The organism is Bradyrhizobium sp. AUGA SZCCT0182 (genome assembly GCF_018130185.1).
In the GTDB taxonomy this organism is placed as follows: domain Bacteria; phylum Pseudomonadota; class Alphaproteobacteria; order Rhizobiales; family Xanthobacteraceae; genus Bradyrhizobium.
In genome coordinates, this window is record NZ_JAFCLY010000026.1 from 81023 (window position 1) to 98595 (window position 17573).

Here is a 17573-nt window from a genome sequence, read left to right on the forward strand (position 1 = left end):
CCAGGGCGACCTGTTGCCAATCGCGGTCCCTCAAGAAGCGCCTATGTTCCATCGGGCCGAACGTGCCGCGGCGCCGGCCGTGTCCATCGCCTCGAAATGTTCGGCGAGCGCGGGGATGTCGGTGAGGAGACCGGGAAACGGCAACTAACTAATTAATCGCTCGCGCGATTAAACGCGCTTCATGGTTCGCAAGGTGATGCGTCACCACGACCCGCAGCCCGATATGCCCGGGCGGGGCGGTGTTCAAGCCTCGCCACCACCGCCGCGACCTGCTGCTCAGCCCGAACGATACAGCGATGAACCGGATATTGTGAATGCGGCCGCCGCGACAGCGTTCACATGGCCCGCTTGCTGTCATCATGGTGTAGGCAGGGGTGTAGGCGGGACAGGCGCGCTTGAGATCATGCACGGTCCTGACGACCGGAATCCCGGCGGCGCGCAGGGTCGGCAATATCGAAGGCGAGCCTGCAGGAGCTTGATTTGCGGCGGTTAGTTCCGGCGGAATTCAAGCTCATCGGGGAAGTGCCTGCCCATGGCGTGGAACAATTTTCGGCACGACCTGCCAGCCGGCACCGTCGAGCATGCGATTCCTGCTCGAAAGACCGCTCCGGCCCTGCCCCGTGGGCAGAAGTATTTGTTGATCGACAGAAGGCAGGGTGAGGAGAGCCTCATGCCCTCTCTCCGACCTATTTGGCGCTGGCCTGAAGACGCAGCCCGAAGATTGACACCACAATCATGAACCACACGCCGTTGCCGTTGCTGAACAGCACGGATTCGAAGCCGCACAGGTAGAGCCCGAACAGCCAAGTCTGGATGAACATCAAGTTGAGCGCCGGATCGGCGCGGCCCGGAGGAGTGCGCACGTGGTCGATGAAAGGCCGGACGAATGCCCAACCGAGCGTCAGCACCAGGCCCACGAGGCCGGTCATCACCGCGATGTTGAGATAGCCATTGTGTGCATCGCTAGCGCGGTAACCCCACGGTCCGCGCCAGGTCCAGCTGTTCACCAGTTCACCCGTTCCCCAAAAGGCCTGAAATCCAAAGCCGGCGATTGGGTGCTGGGCGATATGATCGAGCGTGAACTGCCAGATATCGACCCGGCCCGTGAACGTCGGGTCCGGCATCAGTTCCTCGACCAACGTGTTCACGGAGGCAAACTGGACCGATCCGATCGTAAGGACGCCGATGACCGCCGGGACGCTGATCAGGACGATCAGCTTCGCGGCCGTACTGCGGAGCCACACAAATACGGCGCTGACGGCTAACGCAAACGGCAACAGCATGATCGGCGACTTCGCCTCGGTGAAGATGAGGAAAAACGTCGCCAGCGCGACGATCAGCGATCCGAGTGCGCCGCTCAGCGTACGAAAGATGTAAATGCCGAAAACGATGAGGATTGCCATGCCGGCCCCCGCCCCGTTCTTGTGGTCGAAACAGCCGCGCCAATTCCCGGCGAGCTGCGGTTCGGCAAGGTCGGTGACTTGATGGATGGAGACGTGCGGCGCAAATATTACTCCGGCATAACACAAAGCCAGGATGAACAAAGCGCCGACCGCCAGCAGTCGCGCAAAGTGGATGCGATCTTCCGGCAGAAGAACAAACATGCCGGCCTGGAACATCACGAAACTCGCCAGCACCAATCGACGCGCGGCGAGATCAGGGTGAAGCGAGAGGACCGCGGTGCAAGCGAACCACAGAAAAATTGCAACGAGGATGGGCGTCACTAATCGCGCAATATCGCGCAAATGGTGGGTCAGCGCAAACGCGCCCAGGGCGCCCGTCAACACTATCGCAATGATTTGCCCCGTGACGTTTGCGTTGGTTGAAAGTTCGAGCGCGCTCGCATCCGACTGGTCGGGAAACGGGCTCGCGGTCAACCACACCTGCAAAAATAAAGCCAGGAACAGCGTGCTGCGAATGAGACGGTCGCTTCCGGCGAACGGCCGGACGAGAGAATGCCGGCTCGCTGGCAGCGCGATCGTCACGATTTGGCCTCCTCGGCGTCGCGCGCGTGCATATTCGATTGCCCGCCGGGTATCTGGCAGCCCTGGTGCGCCGTCCCGTGGCGCTCGTGACGACGGTCCCGCAGGACAGTGCTTTCAATCCAGCTGGCCGGGGAACGACGCGGCCGCAACAAACCAGGCAAAAAGCAAAGAGCCATGGCGTTCCACGCCGCGACTGAGTAGAGGCCGAGCCGAACCGATCGCCAGCGTAGCGACATGCCGGCTAAGGGAAACAGGAATATCCCGCCGGCGGCAGCCGCCGAAAGCCAACCCGGCATTGCCAGCATTGTGAGCACCGTGACCCACCAGCCGGTCACGAGCAGGCATATCTTCCACTGGCGGTCGTTCCGCACGACGAACCAGAACTGTCGGCGACCCACAGCCGCTCTGACCAGCTCGCCTGGCGCCCAGGAGAACCGGCTGCGGACACGACGAAGCAACAGACGATAGGCACTCCCGGTGTGAGGCTCATGATGGGCGATCGGGCGGTCTATCTTGGCAAGCGCCCAGCCAGCGGCATGCAGCCGGGCACCCAGATCAAATTCCTCAAAGCCGTGGAGGTTACGGTCGGTCAGATAGCCGATCGACTCGATCGCCGTTCGACGATAGAACGCGCTGCCCTCCAGCCGCGTGACACGGCCGGGGTGGCGGGAAGGATTATGGCGCTTGCGTCGCTGTTCATATTCTTCGTTCACCAAGCTGGGCTCGGTGAGCACGCCGCCGACGCCGGCGAGGCTCGGATTTCGGCTCAGGGTGTCGATGGCGGCGGCCAGGAAACCGGAATGCACCTGCATATCGCCATCCATCAGCAGCAGATAGCGGCCGCGGCTGTACTGAAAACCGAGTTGCGCGCCCGACCCGCAGGATCGATCTTCGCTTCGGTTCAGCCGAACGATGAGGATCGGGTATCGGCGCGCAATCTCGACGGTACGATCACTCGAACCGCCATCGGCCAGGATTACCTCTCCGTCGCTTTCTTCGAGCGCGCCGAGCGCGCTTTCGATTGCCGCGGCGATATGACGTTCTTCATTCAGCGCCTTGATGATGATGCTGACAGTCGGTCCTGTTTCCGTGGACACATTCATTTCCTTAACGAACGTGGATTCCCGCCGCACAGCCGCCGGCCCCCTCGTCCAAATCGACGAAATCGATCTTGCTGTTCGGCAAGCCTATAAAACGAGTGACTCCCGGGCAAAGGGCCAAAGGGGCATCGAGAATGGTCAATCGAGTTACCGACACCAACCCCCGCGCAGCCGTTCGAGCTAGCCCAAATGGGATTGATGACCGGTCAAGCACTGCGCCTGCAGCCTGCCTCCCGTTGCTGCGGAGCCGATTACGCGCGCCAACTTTCTCAGTCTCTGTCAGCAAATCCCCTCCCTGCCCCTAACGAGCGGTGGCGCCTACCCCTCGTTGGACAGCAGGATCATGGCGCCGCGGGATCAAGGACCTGAGCTTGTTGACCACGCGGACGGCCAAACTGAGCCCCACCGGATTGGTCTTACGGAAGAAGGCCACCTTCCTTACATAGCCCTCGACATGCCATTTCGCGTGCGCACCGTCGCGGAAAAAGATTACGTCACCGACTCCATAGCGCTGTGGCGGCATGCCGTCACTCTCGAGCACGATCGATCCCTCGAGGATCACGATGGTCTCGTCGCAGTCGTAGTACCAGTTGAACTTGCCTTCGGTGCAGGACCAGATCAGCGTGCAGGCCGCGCGATCTGCGCTGACCGACAGCGCGCAGTTGCGGGCTTCCGGATTGCCTTCAATGATCCAGGATGGCTCAATCGGCGCTGGCTTGAGATCCACATTGCAATGACTAGTTTCGATAAGCGCGAGCGGCATCGGTCTCACCTCGAATTGAAAGCATCCCGGCGTGCCTGTTGCCGAGTTCTCCCGGGACTTGAACAATCCGATTTTTCGCAAAGAGTGTGAAGAGGCTACTTTGGACCGAGCAGCGTTCGTTGAGGCTCAAAAGAGGTACCTCGCGCCTTCTCGAAACCGAGATGAAGCTGAGAGCGACACTGACCGGGGAAATTCCTGTCCAAAATTGTTCCCTCCACGCCAACCGGAGGGATGGCTGCGACCGTCGATTTGGCTGTTTCACGCCGCACCGCACTTAGGTCATCAGTTCAGCTTCGGAGGTACCTCGCTTGGGGTCCATGTTCCTGGATATCCACCTTTGCACCGCCCACCCCGCAAGTGCGGTCTGTTAGATTGCCGCCAGCGGCTTCGCGCGGAACTGATCTCTGCGTGGATCCGTTCGACCATCACATGGGAAGCGTTGGACCAATGAACGTGCAGGAAGGGCAGCACCGGAACAAGGCCGGGCGGAAAGCAGAGTCGTACTCTCTCGTGATCGCGTCGCGTTCCGGCAGCGGGCGGTCGTCGTCACGGAAGCCGCGGCGACAAAGGCCGAAGCGTCCGAGCGCGAGGCGCGCTTTCCACGGAAGGCCATCGACGCGGCGCGCAAGGAGAGGCTTCTTGGCGCCCAGATCCCGATCGAGTTCGGCGAGGGATGGCGCGTTGATCTCCGAGGTGGCGGGTATGTGCTACGCTCTCGGCCGCGCCTGCAGCTCAGCTGGGTTGATCTGCGCCGATCCTATAACGGAGTTCGGACCATGATCCGGTGTCGCGAGATAGGAATAGCCGATCTTGACGCTGTTGCCCGTCTTCTGGCGCACGGTTTTACGCGCCACTCCCGCGACTGGTGGATGGTCGGACTTCGGCGACAGTCCGTGCGCGACGTACCCGAAGGTTACCCGCGTTTCGGCTACATGCTCGACTACGATGGGACGCCCGTCGGGATTCTGCTGTTGATCTACACCGCACGAGACGATGGCGGCGCGATCTCGATTCGCTGCAATCTCTCCAGTTGGTACGTAGAACCTGCCTACCGCAACTACGCGCCGATCCTGACCAAGGTCGCGCAGCGCCATGATCATGTCACCTACGTCAACATCAGCCCGGCGGACTGGACCTGGCCGACCATCGAGACCCAGGGTTTCCGCCCCTACTGCCGCGGCTTGTTCTTCTCATTCCCGGCACTATCGCGCCCGGCGAACGGCATGCGCGTCGAAATTGTCCCGCGAGATGCGAAGGCGGTCGAGAGCCTGTCCGAAGCCGACGTCGCGATTTTGACGCGGCACGCAGCTTACGGCTGCCTCGGCTTGGTGTGCCGCGCGGCCGACGGCCGCGGCTATCCCTTCGTCCTCCAGTCGATGCGCATCAAAGAACGGATCGCGCCTCCGGCGATGCAGCTGATCTATTGCCACGAGGTAGCCGATTATGTTGCCTGCGCCGGCGCCATCGGCCGATTCCTGCTCCGGCGCGGAAAGGTCGCGATCGCGCTCGACGCGAACGGCCGCATGAACGACCTGGTCGGCTTCTACAGGGAACGCCGCCGCAAATACTTCAAGGGTCCACAATGCCCCCGACTTGCCGATCTGTCGGATACCGAACTGGTGATCCACGGACCGTAACCCAGTGGCCCATATGGCCGCGTCAATTAATCCGCGGTCAAGTGGGTTCCAGAACCGCCTGATGGACCGGCTCGGGAACGTCTCGGAGTTCTGGACAATGCCAACGTGGTTCGTGGCACCGTCTACACGCCGGCGCCGATCGACACCTGCCTGAACGGCAATGCCCGGCAGCGCGTGATCGAACCCGCGTCAACGCTGCGCTATGCCGATTTCGTGGCCTCGGACGAGATCTTCTCAACCAGCAATTTCGCAAACTTGCGCCGGTGACCCGGATCGACGGTCGGCAGGTTATGCCGCGCGTGCATCACCAATCAGCATCCGAAAGGCCCGCTGGAGACCGCTCATTCGGGCCTGAAAACCCACTTTTGAGTCAACGAATTCACGAGGAAGCGCAAAGTGATTTAAGGGCAGAGTGTCTAGGGGTCCAGGCCGTGTAGTTACCGCCGTCAAAAAGCCCACTGCGCTGCAGAGTTGCTCTTCGCGAGGACCAGATGCTTTAGGGTTGCCATATGGATAAGCGAAGTGCCGCACCGGCGTTTGGGTCAGGTTCTGGAGATAGTTTCGGTTATCGGCCATTTCCGCTCGCGCGGCAGCACTATCAAGATTCTTGAGCGCTGGGTGCGAGGTCGTGTGCCCGCCAATCGACGCGAGTGGATGATGTGACAGAACCTGAATTTCCCGTTCGTCAAGCAAATATGCGTCGTTCAATGCAGGAAGCGATATACCAGCTTTGCGGAAGGTCGGAGCAAGCATGGCCGCACGATGATAATCCTCATGAACCCATTGTGTGGCACGGGCTAACACGGATACCTTCGCCTGAACGTCAGGACAATGGAATCGGGTCTCCATTGCATCGACCGTAACATCATCCCGTGAGCGAATTAATTCGCGCAATCCAAGCCACCACGATTCTAGGGTTCGCGTGGGAGCACCAGTCGGCACATACACCATGAACGGCGCATTATGACGCTCTAGGATTGGAAGCGCCACCGAAACATTGTCTCGGTAAGCGTCATCGAAAGTAAGCACTGCATAACGACGCGATCGGTCGTCCCTCGACACTCGATCAAGGCATTCGTCGAGGCTCACAATTTCCCACCCTTCTCGCCGCAGCCAACTCAGTGAGTGCTCAAATAGGGAAACTGATGTCCCGGTTTCCAATTCAGATCGAAACTCTCTCTGTATCTCGTGGAAGACGATTATCGCGGCGCGGCCCGCAAATTGACTTCGAACGGCCGGCATAAGCCCAGCCCAGCTAACCCCGTGGCACACGAGATCCTTCAGTTGCTGTTTCATGGAGCCAGGGACCACCTCTGCTCGGACAACCCAATTTCGATGAGCGGAAGCATCGCATCGAACGAGCGGATTTGCCAAGACCACCACTAGTCTCGTGCGGACGCCTCTTTGTGGGTACTCCGGACTCCCTCCCAGTAACGCCTTTTAGCCCCGCATCGACATCGGCGAGTGGCCTAACGTGACCGTCAGCAAGGTCATCCTCGCTGAAACAGCATGACCATATTGGTGAGCACGGGGTCGTTCCATGTTGCGTGTGATGATGCTTGGATTGCGCGGATTTCCCGGCGTGCAAGGCGGAGTGGAAGCTCACGCGGAGCACTTGTGCCGGATGTTGAGGGAGCTGGATTGTGATGTTGAGGTGGTCGTGCGTTCCGCCTATGTGCCGCGTGATCGCGGCGACGGCTGGAAGGGGGTGCGCTACCTGCGAATCTGGTCGCCCAAGTCCCGGGCTCTTGAAACGATAGTTCATTCGTTCCTGGGCGTGCTGGCCGCAGCTTGGCGGCGCCCGCAGGTCCTGCACATCCAGGCAATCGGACCCTCTTTGATGGTGCCGTTGGCACGCTTGTTGGGACTGCATGTGGTTGTGACGCATCATGGCCCTGATTATGATCGAGAGAAATGGGGGCTATTTGCCAAGGCAGTTCTCCGTGCTGGAGAGGCATGGGGGATGCGGTTCTGCAACCGCCGTATTGTAATCTCTCAGACGATCCGCAACCTCATACGTCACAAATACGGTCTGGAATCGTACGTGATACCTAACGGTGTCGCCCTGCCGGAAATTCCGAGCAGCACTTCGGCGTTGCAAACGTTTGGGCTGACACCGGGTCGATACGTGTTGACGGTGACCCGTATGGTGCCAGAGAAGCGGCACAAGGATCTGATCGCGGCCTACGCGACAGCTAAGCTGAACGGATGGAAGCTTGTGGTGATTGGGGCTTCCGATCACCCGGACGCATACGCTGCGGAAGTGGCGGCGCTTGTCCATGCGACCCCAGGCGCGATCTTGGCCGGATTCCAGACCGGCCTTCCGCTCCGCGAGCTGTATGCTCATGCCGGCGTTTTCGTCCTACCATCTTCTCACGAAGGTTTGCCGATCGTGCTGCTGGAGGCATTGAGTTACGGGCTTCCCGTGATCGCCAGTGATCTCCCCGCGCATCTGGAGATTGGATTGCAGGCGAAGCACTATTTTCCTTTGGGGGATGTGCCTGCACTTGCGGCTCGATTGGAGTCCTTCGCGGGCATGCCGTGGCCGGTGGAAATGCGCGAGAGCACTCGCCGATGGGTCGCCGAGCGTTATGACTGGCACTCCGTGGTGAAGCAGACCATCAGGGTATATCGAAGAGCGGTACGCAGCGGAGAAGCCGAACTTAGGCGGCATAAAGCGTCGGCTGGGTGAACAAACGTCGGCTTGGGAACGAGACTGCGCGGATGAAGGTGCTGATGGCCAATAAGTTTTTCTTCCCCAAAGGCGGGGCGGAAGTCGTCATGTTTCAGGAGCGCGACTACCTGTTGCACTCGGGCGAGCAAGTGATCGATTTCTCGATGCACGACGAACGGAATCGTGAATCACCTTACGCATCCCATTTCGTATCCAACAAGGACTATCGCAAAGGCGGCAAGCTGTCGAAGCTGAGCCCCGCGCTTTCGTTCATTCATTCGCGAGAGGCAGTAAGCAAGATCGCTGCGCTCATCGACAAGACGCAACCAGATCTGATGCACTGCCATAACATCTATCATCAGATAACGCCCTCGATCATCAGCATTGCCAAGTCGCGAGGCATTCCGGTTGTGTTGACGCTGCACGATTTCAAGCCGGTGTGCCCGGCATATTTGCGTCTGCGAGAGGGTCGCCCTTGTTCGCTGTGCCTGGACGGAGATTTCCGCCACGTCTTGAGGAACCGCTGTGCCGGCGGAGCCATCGCTGACAGTGCCCTGCTCTACGCAGAAGCAGCAATTCAGCGTTGGCTCGGCAGCTATGAAAAGGTGGATCGATTTCTTGCGCCTAGCCAGTTCATGCGTGATGCGGTTTTGCATCGGTTCCGATCGGAACAGGTCGTATTGCTCTATAATGGGGTAGATACCGCCGAAATCGACGCGAGCGCGCAGGACGACGGATATGTTCTCTATTTGGGGCGGCTTTCCAGAGAAAAGGGCGTCGAGACTCTGTTGCGGGCCCATGAGGCTGCCGGCAGCTGGGACCTGGTGGTTGCGGGGACCGGTCCTTTGGAGCGTGGCTTGCAGATGCGATACCCCAACGCGCGGTTTGTTGGCCAGCTGTCAGGACAGCCCCTGAAGGCGACGATCCGTGGCGCCTCGGCAATCGTCGTGCCGTCAGAGTGGTACGAGAATTGTCCAATGTCGGTGCTGGAAGCGATGGCTCATGGCAAACCCGTTGTGGCGAGCCGGATAGGCGGCATTCCGGAACTCGTTGTTGAAGGCGAGACGGGAGTCTTGTTCGAGCCAGGCGATGCCGAGGAACTCCAACGTCACATCAGCCGCTTGATGCGCGATCCTTCGCTGCGTGCGCGCATGGGTGCTGCGGGGCGGATTCGAGCAGAGCGGCACTTCTCCATCGAGAAACACAACGCCAATTTGACAGACACCTACCGATCACTGGTGAGTGCGTGAGGGTGGATCAGAGCGCGGCGCCAAAGACGTGCTTGCCGCGAACGTCGCGCAAGCCTGTGAGATGGGAGCGTAGCCTCAGGTCTGACGACCCCCCGCGCGACACGACTCGCCGGCTTCTCGGACGGCGAAACCTCTCGTCCGCGTCGGTGGCTGCTGATTGTATCATCGACCCAATTGGATCCATAAATACCATGAAAAACTATCTTGCTCTTCCGCTCCCGGCTCTCATGTTCCTCGGCGCCCTCGTCTCATCGGCGAGCGCCGAGACCAAGCGTCCGGCGCCCCAACCCATCTGCACTTCATTATCTATCGATTGTGTAGTTTCGCAGAATTCCGGATATGACAACGGACTATATCCGTACGGAGTCCCGACCATATTCGGGTGGTATGCAGGTGGCCCCGCTGCCACGGGGAACGGCGCTCCTCCTTCCGACTTCCTTGCACTAACTGGTTGGGGACAAATATATCCGCAAGTCGGTGCTTCGAACGTAGCTGCCAATGTTTATCTGAAGGATTATCGGGTTTATGTGCACTTGACGAGTGGCGGCTGGCAACTCGTACAAGATCAAGCCATGAATTCTGTCGCAGGCGGGCATTACGTGGCAGATTTCTCCAACGACTCCTCTTCGCCAATGAGTCTCGTCGTTCAGCCTGACGGAAGCGCAAGAATGGCCTCGCCGGCTTCCGGCCACAACGATCACTTCTGGATTTTTCCGAGGGGCTCGTATACTCCCGGAACAGTCGACGGGGTGTTTTCGATCGCACAGCTGCGCACCGATAACGCAAGGGCAAATCTGATCGCAAACTTTGGCGCTGACTGGTGGAGAAGCGCCTCAGCTCCGTACCTCAACCAAGATGGAGTATTTGTAAATAATCCCGCCGTCGGCATGGGCGCCTGGGTCAAGTTGACCACGACGTACCAGTATTTCTTCTTCACGACCATGACCAAATCGCAACTACAAGCCGAACCGCCTCCGCCATTGAAATAGCTTATCTATCGGCGTTTCCAGGACAACGCATTTTCTTTGAAGGGCCTTAAGAGCAGAGGCGGGCGTTTCGGTCGTCGATCTGTGCCGCAAACATGGCGTGACACGTCCAGCATTCAAACAACGCCAGCGATACAATAATCGTTTCTGGCCCGTGGTGCGCGGCACTTTCACGCCCGGAACGTCAACGGTGTCCTCGTTGAAGCGCAGATGAAGATCAACGATCCGAACGCAAATCTGGTGGCCCGGCTCGACGCTGATTGGTAGCGAAACGCCACGGCTCCGTACGCGGGGCGAACGCGAACAACACCGCTGCCGGTTTGAAAGTGCATCAAGCTGGCGACGCCGTGCCGCACGCTGTACCACTCATCGCTGAGTCCAAAGCGACTGGAAGCTCCGGCCAGCCTGCTCAACACCCCTCGCCCCTCGGCTACCTCTGTGGCGAAGTCGGTGGGGAGCGTCGACCGATCCGCAAGCTTGGTTCGCCGACGCTTTGGGACGACCCGCATGACGCTCCCGTCCCAGCGACGCCGCCGTAAATCTGACAGAAAAATCCAACGTGGGTGTTTTGAACCGGCCTGTCGACCGCGTTTCGACGAAATATCCGCACGTATAGGGCCATATACATGTGTTTAAAATCACTTTTTGGAAGTCTTTTCGCCATTTTTGCTTACTAACCAACCGATCAGCAGTCGGGGGGGCAATTCCCACTGCATTTGGAATCCGCTCGCAGTCCGAGGGCTGCGATGCGTTGGAATCCGCTCGCAGTCCGAGCGTTGAAATGTGTTCGCGGTCCCAGACTGCGAGCAAGCAATATGTCGTGCGCCCGCTATGCCCGGCAGTGGAATTCCGACTTCAACTTCAACTTCAACTTTCCTGCAAAGGAGATCTTAGTGTCCACAAGCGCTTTGAACGAAGCCATCTATCAAAATACGCCTGGGAACAGCGAAGGATACCCGCTAGGCGTCCCTTCGAGCTGGGGCTGGTATAAGGGCGCACTGGTTGCCAACGACAACCCGCCTTCCAATTTCTCGGCTGTCACGGGATGGGGGGTGGTCTATAATCAGGCCGGAGTGCCGCTCAGCCCGAGCCCGTCGGACGACACTGTACAGATCGCGAATTTCCGTACGTATGTGCATCTCACAAATGGCGACTGGGTCCTGGTGCAAAACCAGTCGACGCAGGGCATCAGTGGGCACCATTATGTCGCTGACTTCGCTGGTAATGCAAGTGTGCCATGGCAACAGCAAAAATTGTCCGATGGCACCGTAAGCGTGGATGCGCCTACAAGCGGATACAACGACCATTTCTGGCCCACGGGGCGCGGAACTTACTCACCCGGAACGGTCGACGGCATTTTCGTCGTAGCGGAAATGAAGACCAACGATCCGAATGCGAATCTGGTGGCCCAGCTCGGCGCCGATTGGTGGGTAAGCCCCAGCGCTGGATTTGTCAGCGGATTTAACAACAATCCCTTGGCCGGGAACAACAACTGGACCAAACTGACAACCGAGTATCAGCAGGTCTATTTCACTACGCTCACTCCGGCCCAATTGACGGCAGATCCGGCGCCTGGCCTGGAACCCGGTCCGGGGACGCCCACCACGCCCACGAATCCAACCAATCCAACCAATCCGGTAAACCTCGCTCCGACAGTGACGCAGGCGTCCGCTTTACCGGGAACGGGAATCGAGCATGTCGGCGATACCATCACATTGACGCTCGGCTTCAGCGAGGCCGTGACCGTCACCGGTAGGCCTACGCTGTCGCTCAATGATGGCGGCCAGGCCACCTATTTCGGCGGGTCGGGCTCGAATACGCTCACCTTCAAAACGACGGTCGCGGCGACCGACCGCGATACCTCGGCGCTTGCCATCACCGGCGTCAATTTGGCCGGCGGGAGCATCAAGGATGCATTAGGCCTGGCGGCGAACCTTTCGGGCGCGTTGAAGACCTTCGCCGGTCTCCAGGTCGATGTCGATCCGATCACACCGACGAACCCGACCTTGCCGACGAACCCGACCTTGCCGACGAACCCGACTTCACCGACGTCTCCATCCTCGGTCAAGCCGGTCCTCACCGTCGCGGATCACACGCTCACGGTGAACGGCAGGGGCGGTACGGCCGACCTCGGGGTGAAGGTGTCAACTACCGATCCCAACGACAAAGTGACCGTGAACATCAGGGGATTGGCGTCGTACGAGACGATCACCGACGGCCTCGGTCACACGTTCAGTGGCAGAGACATCACCTTGACGAAGGCGCAGGTTGACAGCGGACTGACGCTGCACAACTACTACCGAGGCTCGCGCGATCCGGTCGACACAATCACGCTGACCGCAACCGCCAAGGACCCGGTCACCGGCGCCGTTACGACATCCTCGACGAAGTGGATGACCCTGTCGGATGCTCCGTCTGCGACCACCACGACTCCGACCACGCCGACCACCACGACGCCGCAAACCCCCACGGTAATGGCGCCTGCGACTGCTACCACGAGCCCGGTCACCAGCACGCTGACGGCCTCCGCACCACAGTCGATCACCGTGACGGCTGGCCCACCTGCGACCACCACGGCCACGGCGCCTGCGACCAGCACTGCCGTGGCGTCCCAGGCAAACCAGAGCTTTGCGCTGCTGAACCAGTATATGGCCGCCAGCCCAGGCCGGGTCGATTCCGGTCAGATTGTGTCGGCCATATCGAATGGCACGACCTGGGGTCAGGAATCGTTCCTCACCAGACCACCAGCTTCATGATCCGCTTCCGCACCCGGGCGCTCGCCGCCCGGGTGCGGCAACATCGAAATTTGGGAATGCATGAGAAGGAACATCGGAAGCGGTCGGTAGCCGCGAAGGGTTGAGTAGAAAACATGGCGATCCAGAATGGAAATGCCCACGCCGCAGATCTAGGGCTCCGAGCCCTGGCTCTGTTCCTACGGATTCATGGCGTAAACGCTACGCCAGAGCAGCTCCGCGATCGATGCGGAAGCGACGCAATCGGCATCCGCGCAATGCTGCGCTGCGCGCGCGAGTTTGGAGTCGATCTCGGTTCGCGGACGACGCATTGGCAGCGACTTGCGGGCATCCAGCTGCCCGGCATCGCAGCGCTGCGTGACGGCGGATTTTTGCTTCTCGGAAAAATCGACGACAGGGGTGCGCTTGTGCTGCATCCGACCTGGTCAAATCCCAGGGTGATGACGCGCGCGGAATTCGAGGAAATCTGGGACGGCCGCTTGATCCTGCCCGGACCTCAGAACGTCGCTAATCGGGTGCTTCATGCACTCGCCGGCGTCAGCACCCGCGGAGTTGAGCTGGCGCGCCATGCCGGCGACGCCCTGGTGCGTGCCGTCGGGCCTTTGATGCCTACGCGCGATACCTTGATGCGCACGCGCGATACCTTGATGAAAGCCCGCGATACCTTGATGCGTGGACGTTTCGCCGCTCGAGGCGATATCGCTTCCCCGCCGGTGAACACCGAAGTCGCGGCGGCGAGTCCCGAATCCGACAATGCCGATGACTCCGCGCTCGTTGCGCTGACGATATTGCTGCGTAGCCATGGTATCGCGGCCGACCCGGGTCAAATCCGCCATCGGATAGGCGCGGCGCGCGTAGGTGTCACCGAAATCCTGCGCTGTGCCAAGGAATTTGGGCTCAAGGCACGGGTACAGAAGACGAGCTGGAAGCGGCTTGCGGTTACCCCGCTGCCGGGGATCGCCGTGCTGCGCGACGGCGGATTTCTGGTCCTCGGCAAAGTGGTCGACGACAATCTCCTCGTTCAGCGCCCGTTGTCCCCCCGACCCGAAACAATGACGCAGGCCGAACTGGAGGCCATCTGGGACGGCGACATCATCCTGATGGCCCGGCGCGCGACCCTGACAGATCTCTCCCGGCGTTTCGATATCGGCTGGTTTGTCGGTGCAGTCCACAAGTATCGCAGCCTGCTCAGCGAGGTGCTGGTCGCCTCCTTCTTCATTCAGGTCTTTGCCGTCGTTTCACCGCTGTTCTTCCAGGTGGTCATCGACAAGGTGCTCGTGCATCGAAGCATGAGCACGCTGGACGTTCTGATCATCGGCCTGGTCGCCCTCACCGTTTTCGAGGCCATTCTCGAAACGCTGCGCGTCTATCTGTTCGCGCACACGACAAACCGTATCGACGTCGAACTCGGCGCCCGGCTGTTTCGTCACCTGATGGCGCTGCCGATCGCCTATTTCCAGGTCCGCCGTGTCGGCGATTCGGTGGCACGCGTCCGCGAGCTCGAGAATATCCGCCAGTTCCTGACGAGCTCGGCCCTTACGCTGGTCATCGATCTCCTGTTCACGGTCGTTTTCCTTGCGGTAATGTTCTACTACTCGACGACGTTGACGCTGATCGTCCTCGCGTCCTTCCCGTTCTACATCGGGATCTCCGCAGGAGTTGCCCCGCTGTTTCGCCGGCGCCTCGATGAGAAGTTCAATCGCGGATCCGAGAATCAGGCCTTCCTGGTCGAGAGCGTCACCGGCGTCGAAACCCTGAAAGCCATGGCCGTCGAGCCGCAGATGCAACGCCGCTGGGAGGAGCAACTTGCCGGCTATGTGGCTGCAAGCTTCCGCGTGCTCAGCCTGAACAACACGGCGAGCCAGGCAGTGCAGATGATCAACAAGCTGGTCATCGCCGCAATCCTCTACTTCGGCGCCAGGCTCGTGATCGGCGGGGAACTGACAGTCGGGGAGCTCGTTGCGTTCAACATGCTGGCCGCGCGCGTCAGCACGCCGGTGCTGCGGCTCGCACAGATCTGGCAGGATTTCCATCAGGCCCGGCTGTCGATCGATCGTCTCGGCGACATCCTCAACACCCAACCCGAGCCGAGCTTCAATCCTGGCCGCGCCGCGCTGCCGGCGATCCGCGGCAAGGTCACGTTCGAGCACGCGACCTTCCGCTACCGCATCGACGGCCCCGAGGTGCTGCACAACGTCTCCTTCAGCGTCGAGCCCGGCCAGGTCGTCGGCATCGTGGGCTCCTCGGGTTCGGGCAAGAGCACCATCACCAAGCTGATCCAGCGCCTCTATGTGCCGGAGAGCGGGCGCGTGCTGGTTGATGGCGTCGATCTCTCGATGGTTGATCTGAGCTGGCTGCGACGACAGATAGGTGTCGTGCTGCAGGAGAACGTGCTCTTCAACCGCTCGGTTCGCGAGAACATCGCACTCGCCGATCCGGCCATGCCGATGGAGCGAGTCATCGAGGCGGCATCGCTCGCCGGCGCTCACGACTTCATCCTTGAGCTACCCGAAGGTTACGACACCGTCGTGGGCGAACGCGGCAGCAGCCTGTCAGGCGGGCAACGCCAGCGTATCGCGATCGCGCGCGCACTTATCACCGATCCGCGCATCCTCATCTTCGACGAGGCGACAAGCGCCCTGGACTACGAAAGCGAGCGCGCTATCCAGCAGAACATGAAACAAATTTCTGCCGGACGGACCGTCTTCGTCATCGCGCACCGGCTCTCTACCGTGCGCAATGCGAACCGGATCATTACGATCGAGCATGGTCGGATCGTTGAGGACGGCAGCCATGATGAGCTGATCCGCACGAACGGTCGTTACGCAAACCTTCACTATTTGCAGGCTGGTATCCATGACGTCCGCTAACCGAAACGTCGTTGCATTTCCGAGAGCCGAAGTTCGCCGGCGCGAGAACGAAATTGCGTTCCTGCCGGCGGCGCTCGAAATCACCGAATCGCCTCCGTCGCCGATCGGGCGTGCGATCGGGGCGAGTATCATCGCACTCTTCTGCGTCGCGCTGGCTTGGGCGTCGCTCGGCAGCGTCGATATCGTCGCCAGCGCGACGGGCAAGATCGTGCCGGGTGGGCGCACAAAGCTGATCCAGCCGTTCGAAACCGGCGTTGTCCGCGCCATCCAGGTTCGCGACGGACAGCGTGTCAAGGCCGGTGACGTCCTGATCGAGCTCGACCCGACGATGACGGAAGCCGACCAGGAGCGCCAAAAGAGCGATCTCCTTGCGGCCGAGCTCGAAGTCGCGCGGCTGCGCGCGGCACTGGCGGCTGATCCGCTCGCCGCCTTCCGGCCGCCGCAGAGCGCAAGCGCCGCCGAGGTCGAAATGCATCGCCAGTTCCTGATCAGCCAGCGCGCCGAACAGAACGCCAAGCTCGCGGAGATCGAGCGCCAGCTGGGTCAGAAGGAAGCGGAACGGGCGACCACGTCGGCGAGCGCGGCGAAGCTGCAGGCGACGATACCGGTGCTGCAGGAACGCGTCGACATCCGCAAAGGCCTCGTCGAGAAGGCATTGGCCTCGAAGGTCATCTACCTCTCGGAGTACCAGGAGCTGGTCGGCCTTCAGCAGGACCTCCTCTTGCAGCAAAGTCGACTGCTCGAAGCCGACGCAGCCACCGCGTTGCTGAAGGAAACGAAGGAAAGGACCGCAGCGGAGTATCGGCGCACGACCTATGACGCACTTGCGAAGGCCGAGCAGAAGGCTGCGAACGCCGCGCAGGAGGTGGTCAAGGCGGACCGGCGCACGAAACTACAGCGCTTGACCGCACCGGTCGACGGCATCGTGCAGCAGCTTGCCGTTCATACGGTGGGTGGCGTGGTGACGCCGGCACAGGCGCTGGCCGTGGTAGTTCCGAGCGACAGCCAGCTCGAGATCGAGGCCATGCTCTCCAATCGCGATATTGGCTTCGTTCATCCGGGACTGAAGGCCGAGATCAAGGTCGACACCTTCAACTTCACGCGTTATGGGCTCCTTCATGGCGACGTGCTCAGCGTGTCGTCAGATGCCATCACGCGCGACAGGCCGCAGAGCGGTTCGAATGACCGGGGATCGGGTACAGCGCAGAGCAGCAGTGAGCCGAAAGGTCAAGAACTGGAATATGCCGCGCGCATCTCACTCGACCGTCCGGAGATGCAGGTGGAGGACAAGCTCGTCAAGCTCGGCCCCGGAATGGCGGTGACGGTTGAAATCAAGACCGGCACGCGCAGGATCATCAGCTACCTTCTGTCGCCGCTGGCGCGATACAAGCAGGAGTCGATGCGAGAGCGGTAGACGAAGCGGAACACCATCGGTGAGCCTTACGGGTAATTGGCGGCGGACAATTGCCCGTAAGGCGCTGCCCGCTTTCGAACGAAGCACCTGCCGGGAGATGCCGGCCGTGGAGACGATTGCGCGGATGTCGCCAGTCGATTG

13 protein-coding genes are annotated in these 17573 nt (G+C 60.4%); 8 read left to right on the plus strand and 5 right to left on the minus strand.

Translation table 11 applies throughout. The annotated features are described in order from the left end of the window. Positions 1-686: 686 nt before the first annotated feature. The 4 genes from JQ611_RS42745 to JQ611_RS42750 form a co-directional block, all read right to left on the minus strand. Positions 687-1985 (minus strand): O-antigen ligase, encoded by a 1299-nt coding sequence (locus JQ611_RS42745; protein WP_212466922.1) that lies wholly within the window; start codon positions 1983-1985, stop codon positions 687-689. Continuing rightward, on the minus strand, positions 1982-3082 hold the full coding sequence (locus JQ611_RS25420; protein WP_212466923.1) for a glycosyltransferase: 1101 nt from the start codon (positions 3080-3082) through the stop codon (positions 1982-1984). The genes JQ611_RS42745 and JQ611_RS25420 overlap by 4 nt, the downstream gene beginning before the upstream one ends. 304 nt (positions 3083-3386) lie before the next feature. Beyond that, entirely contained in the window at positions 3387-3848 is a 462-nt protein-coding gene (locus tag JQ611_RS25425; protein ID WP_212466924.1) for a cupin domain-containing protein, read from the minus strand. A 707-nt stretch (positions 3849-4555) separates the two neighbouring features. Continuing rightward, positions 4556-4702 carry a hypothetical protein gene (locus JQ611_RS42750; RefSeq protein WP_312012179.1) on the minus strand — a complete coding sequence of 49 codons (147 nt, stop codon included), beginning with the start codon at positions 4700-4702 and terminating at the stop codon, positions 4556-4558. Here JQ611_RS42750 and JQ611_RS25430 point away from each other — a divergent pair. After that, positions 4649-5485, plus strand: coding sequence for an acyl-CoA acyltransferase (locus tag JQ611_RS25430; RefSeq protein WP_312012178.1), 837 nt, complete (start codon positions 4649-4651; stop codon positions 5483-5485). The genes JQ611_RS42750 and JQ611_RS25430 overlap by 54 nt on opposite strands. A 105-nt stretch (positions 5486-5590) precedes the next feature. Further along, positions 5591-5752, plus strand: coding sequence for a hypothetical protein (locus JQ611_RS43070; protein WP_212466926.1), 162 nt, complete (start codon positions 5591-5593; stop codon positions 5750-5752). 21 nt (positions 5753-5773) lie between these two features. Here JQ611_RS43070 and JQ611_RS25440 read toward each other — a convergent pair whose 3' ends face one another. Next, positions 5774-6781, minus strand: coding sequence for a polysaccharide deacetylase family protein (locus tag JQ611_RS25440; RefSeq protein WP_212466927.1), 1008 nt, complete (start codon positions 6779-6781; stop codon positions 5774-5776). 244 nt (positions 6782-7025) lie between these two features. Between JQ611_RS25440 and JQ611_RS25445 the strand changes: the two genes are divergently transcribed. From JQ611_RS25445 to JQ611_RS25470, 6 genes are all read left to right on the plus strand, one after another. Beyond that, a complete protein-coding gene (locus JQ611_RS25445; RefSeq protein ID WP_249133441.1) occupies positions 7026-8177 on the plus strand; it encodes a glycosyltransferase family 4 protein in 1152 nt (383 codons plus the stop codon). A 32-nt stretch (positions 8178-8209) separates the two neighbouring features. Beyond that, complete coding sequence (locus JQ611_RS25450; protein ID WP_212466928.1) at positions 8210-9409, plus strand: glycosyltransferase family 4 protein; 1200 nt, start codon at positions 8210-8212, stop codon at positions 9407-9409. A gap of 191 nt (positions 9410-9600) precedes the next feature. After that, positions 9601-10398: a hypothetical protein gene (locus tag JQ611_RS25455; RefSeq protein ID WP_212466929.1), complete on the plus strand. Its 798-nt coding sequence runs from the start codon at positions 9601-9603 to the stop codon at positions 10396-10398. Positions 10399-11210: 812 nt separating this feature from the next. After that, complete coding sequence (locus JQ611_RS25460; protein WP_212466930.1) at positions 11211-13151, plus strand: hypothetical protein; 1941 nt, start codon at positions 11211-11213, stop codon at positions 13149-13151. Between the two features lie 113 nt (positions 13152-13264). Next, positions 13265-16018 carry a type I secretion system permease/ATPase gene (locus tag JQ611_RS25465; RefSeq protein WP_212466931.1) on the plus strand — a complete coding sequence of 918 codons (2754 nt, stop codon included), beginning with the start codon at positions 13265-13267 and terminating at the stop codon, positions 16016-16018. After that, positions 16005-17432 (plus strand): HlyD family type I secretion periplasmic adaptor subunit, encoded by a 1428-nt coding sequence (locus tag JQ611_RS25470; RefSeq protein ID WP_212389574.1) that lies wholly within the window; start codon positions 16005-16007, stop codon positions 17430-17432. Before JQ611_RS25465 ends, JQ611_RS25470 begins: the two co-directional genes overlap by 14 nt. Positions 17433-17573: the final 141 nt, after the last annotated feature.

Coding starts and splice junctions, on each gene's coding strand:
- JQ611_RS25425 (WP_212466924.1), bottom strand. CDS start 3,848: ATGCCGCTCGCGCTTATCGAAACTAGTCATTGCAATGTGGATCTCAAG.
- JQ611_RS25440 (WP_212466927.1), bottom strand. CDS start 6,781: ATGAAACAGCAACTGAAGGATCTCGTGTGCCACGGGGTTAGCTGGGCT.
- JQ611_RS25445 (WP_249133441.1), top strand. CDS start 7,026: ATGTTGCGTGTGATGATGCTTGGATTGCGCGGATTTCCCGGCGTGCAA.
- JQ611_RS25450 (WP_212466928.1), top strand. CDS start 8,210: ATGAAGGTGCTGATGGCCAATAAGTTTTTCTTCCCCAAAGGCGGGGCG.
- JQ611_RS25455 (WP_212466929.1), top strand. CDS start 9,601: ATGAAAAACTATCTTGCTCTTCCGCTCCCGGCTCTCATGTTCCTCGGC.
- JQ611_RS25460 (WP_212466930.1), top strand. CDS start 11,211: ATGTCGTGCGCCCGCTATGCCCGGCAGTGGAATTCCGACTTCAACTTC.
- JQ611_RS25465 (WP_212466931.1), top strand. CDS start 13,265: ATGGCGATCCAGAATGGAAATGCCCACGCCGCAGATCTAGGGCTCCGA.
- JQ611_RS25470 (WP_212389574.1), top strand. CDS start 16,005: ATGACGTCCGCTAACCGAAACGTCGTTGCATTTCCGAGAGCCGAAGTT.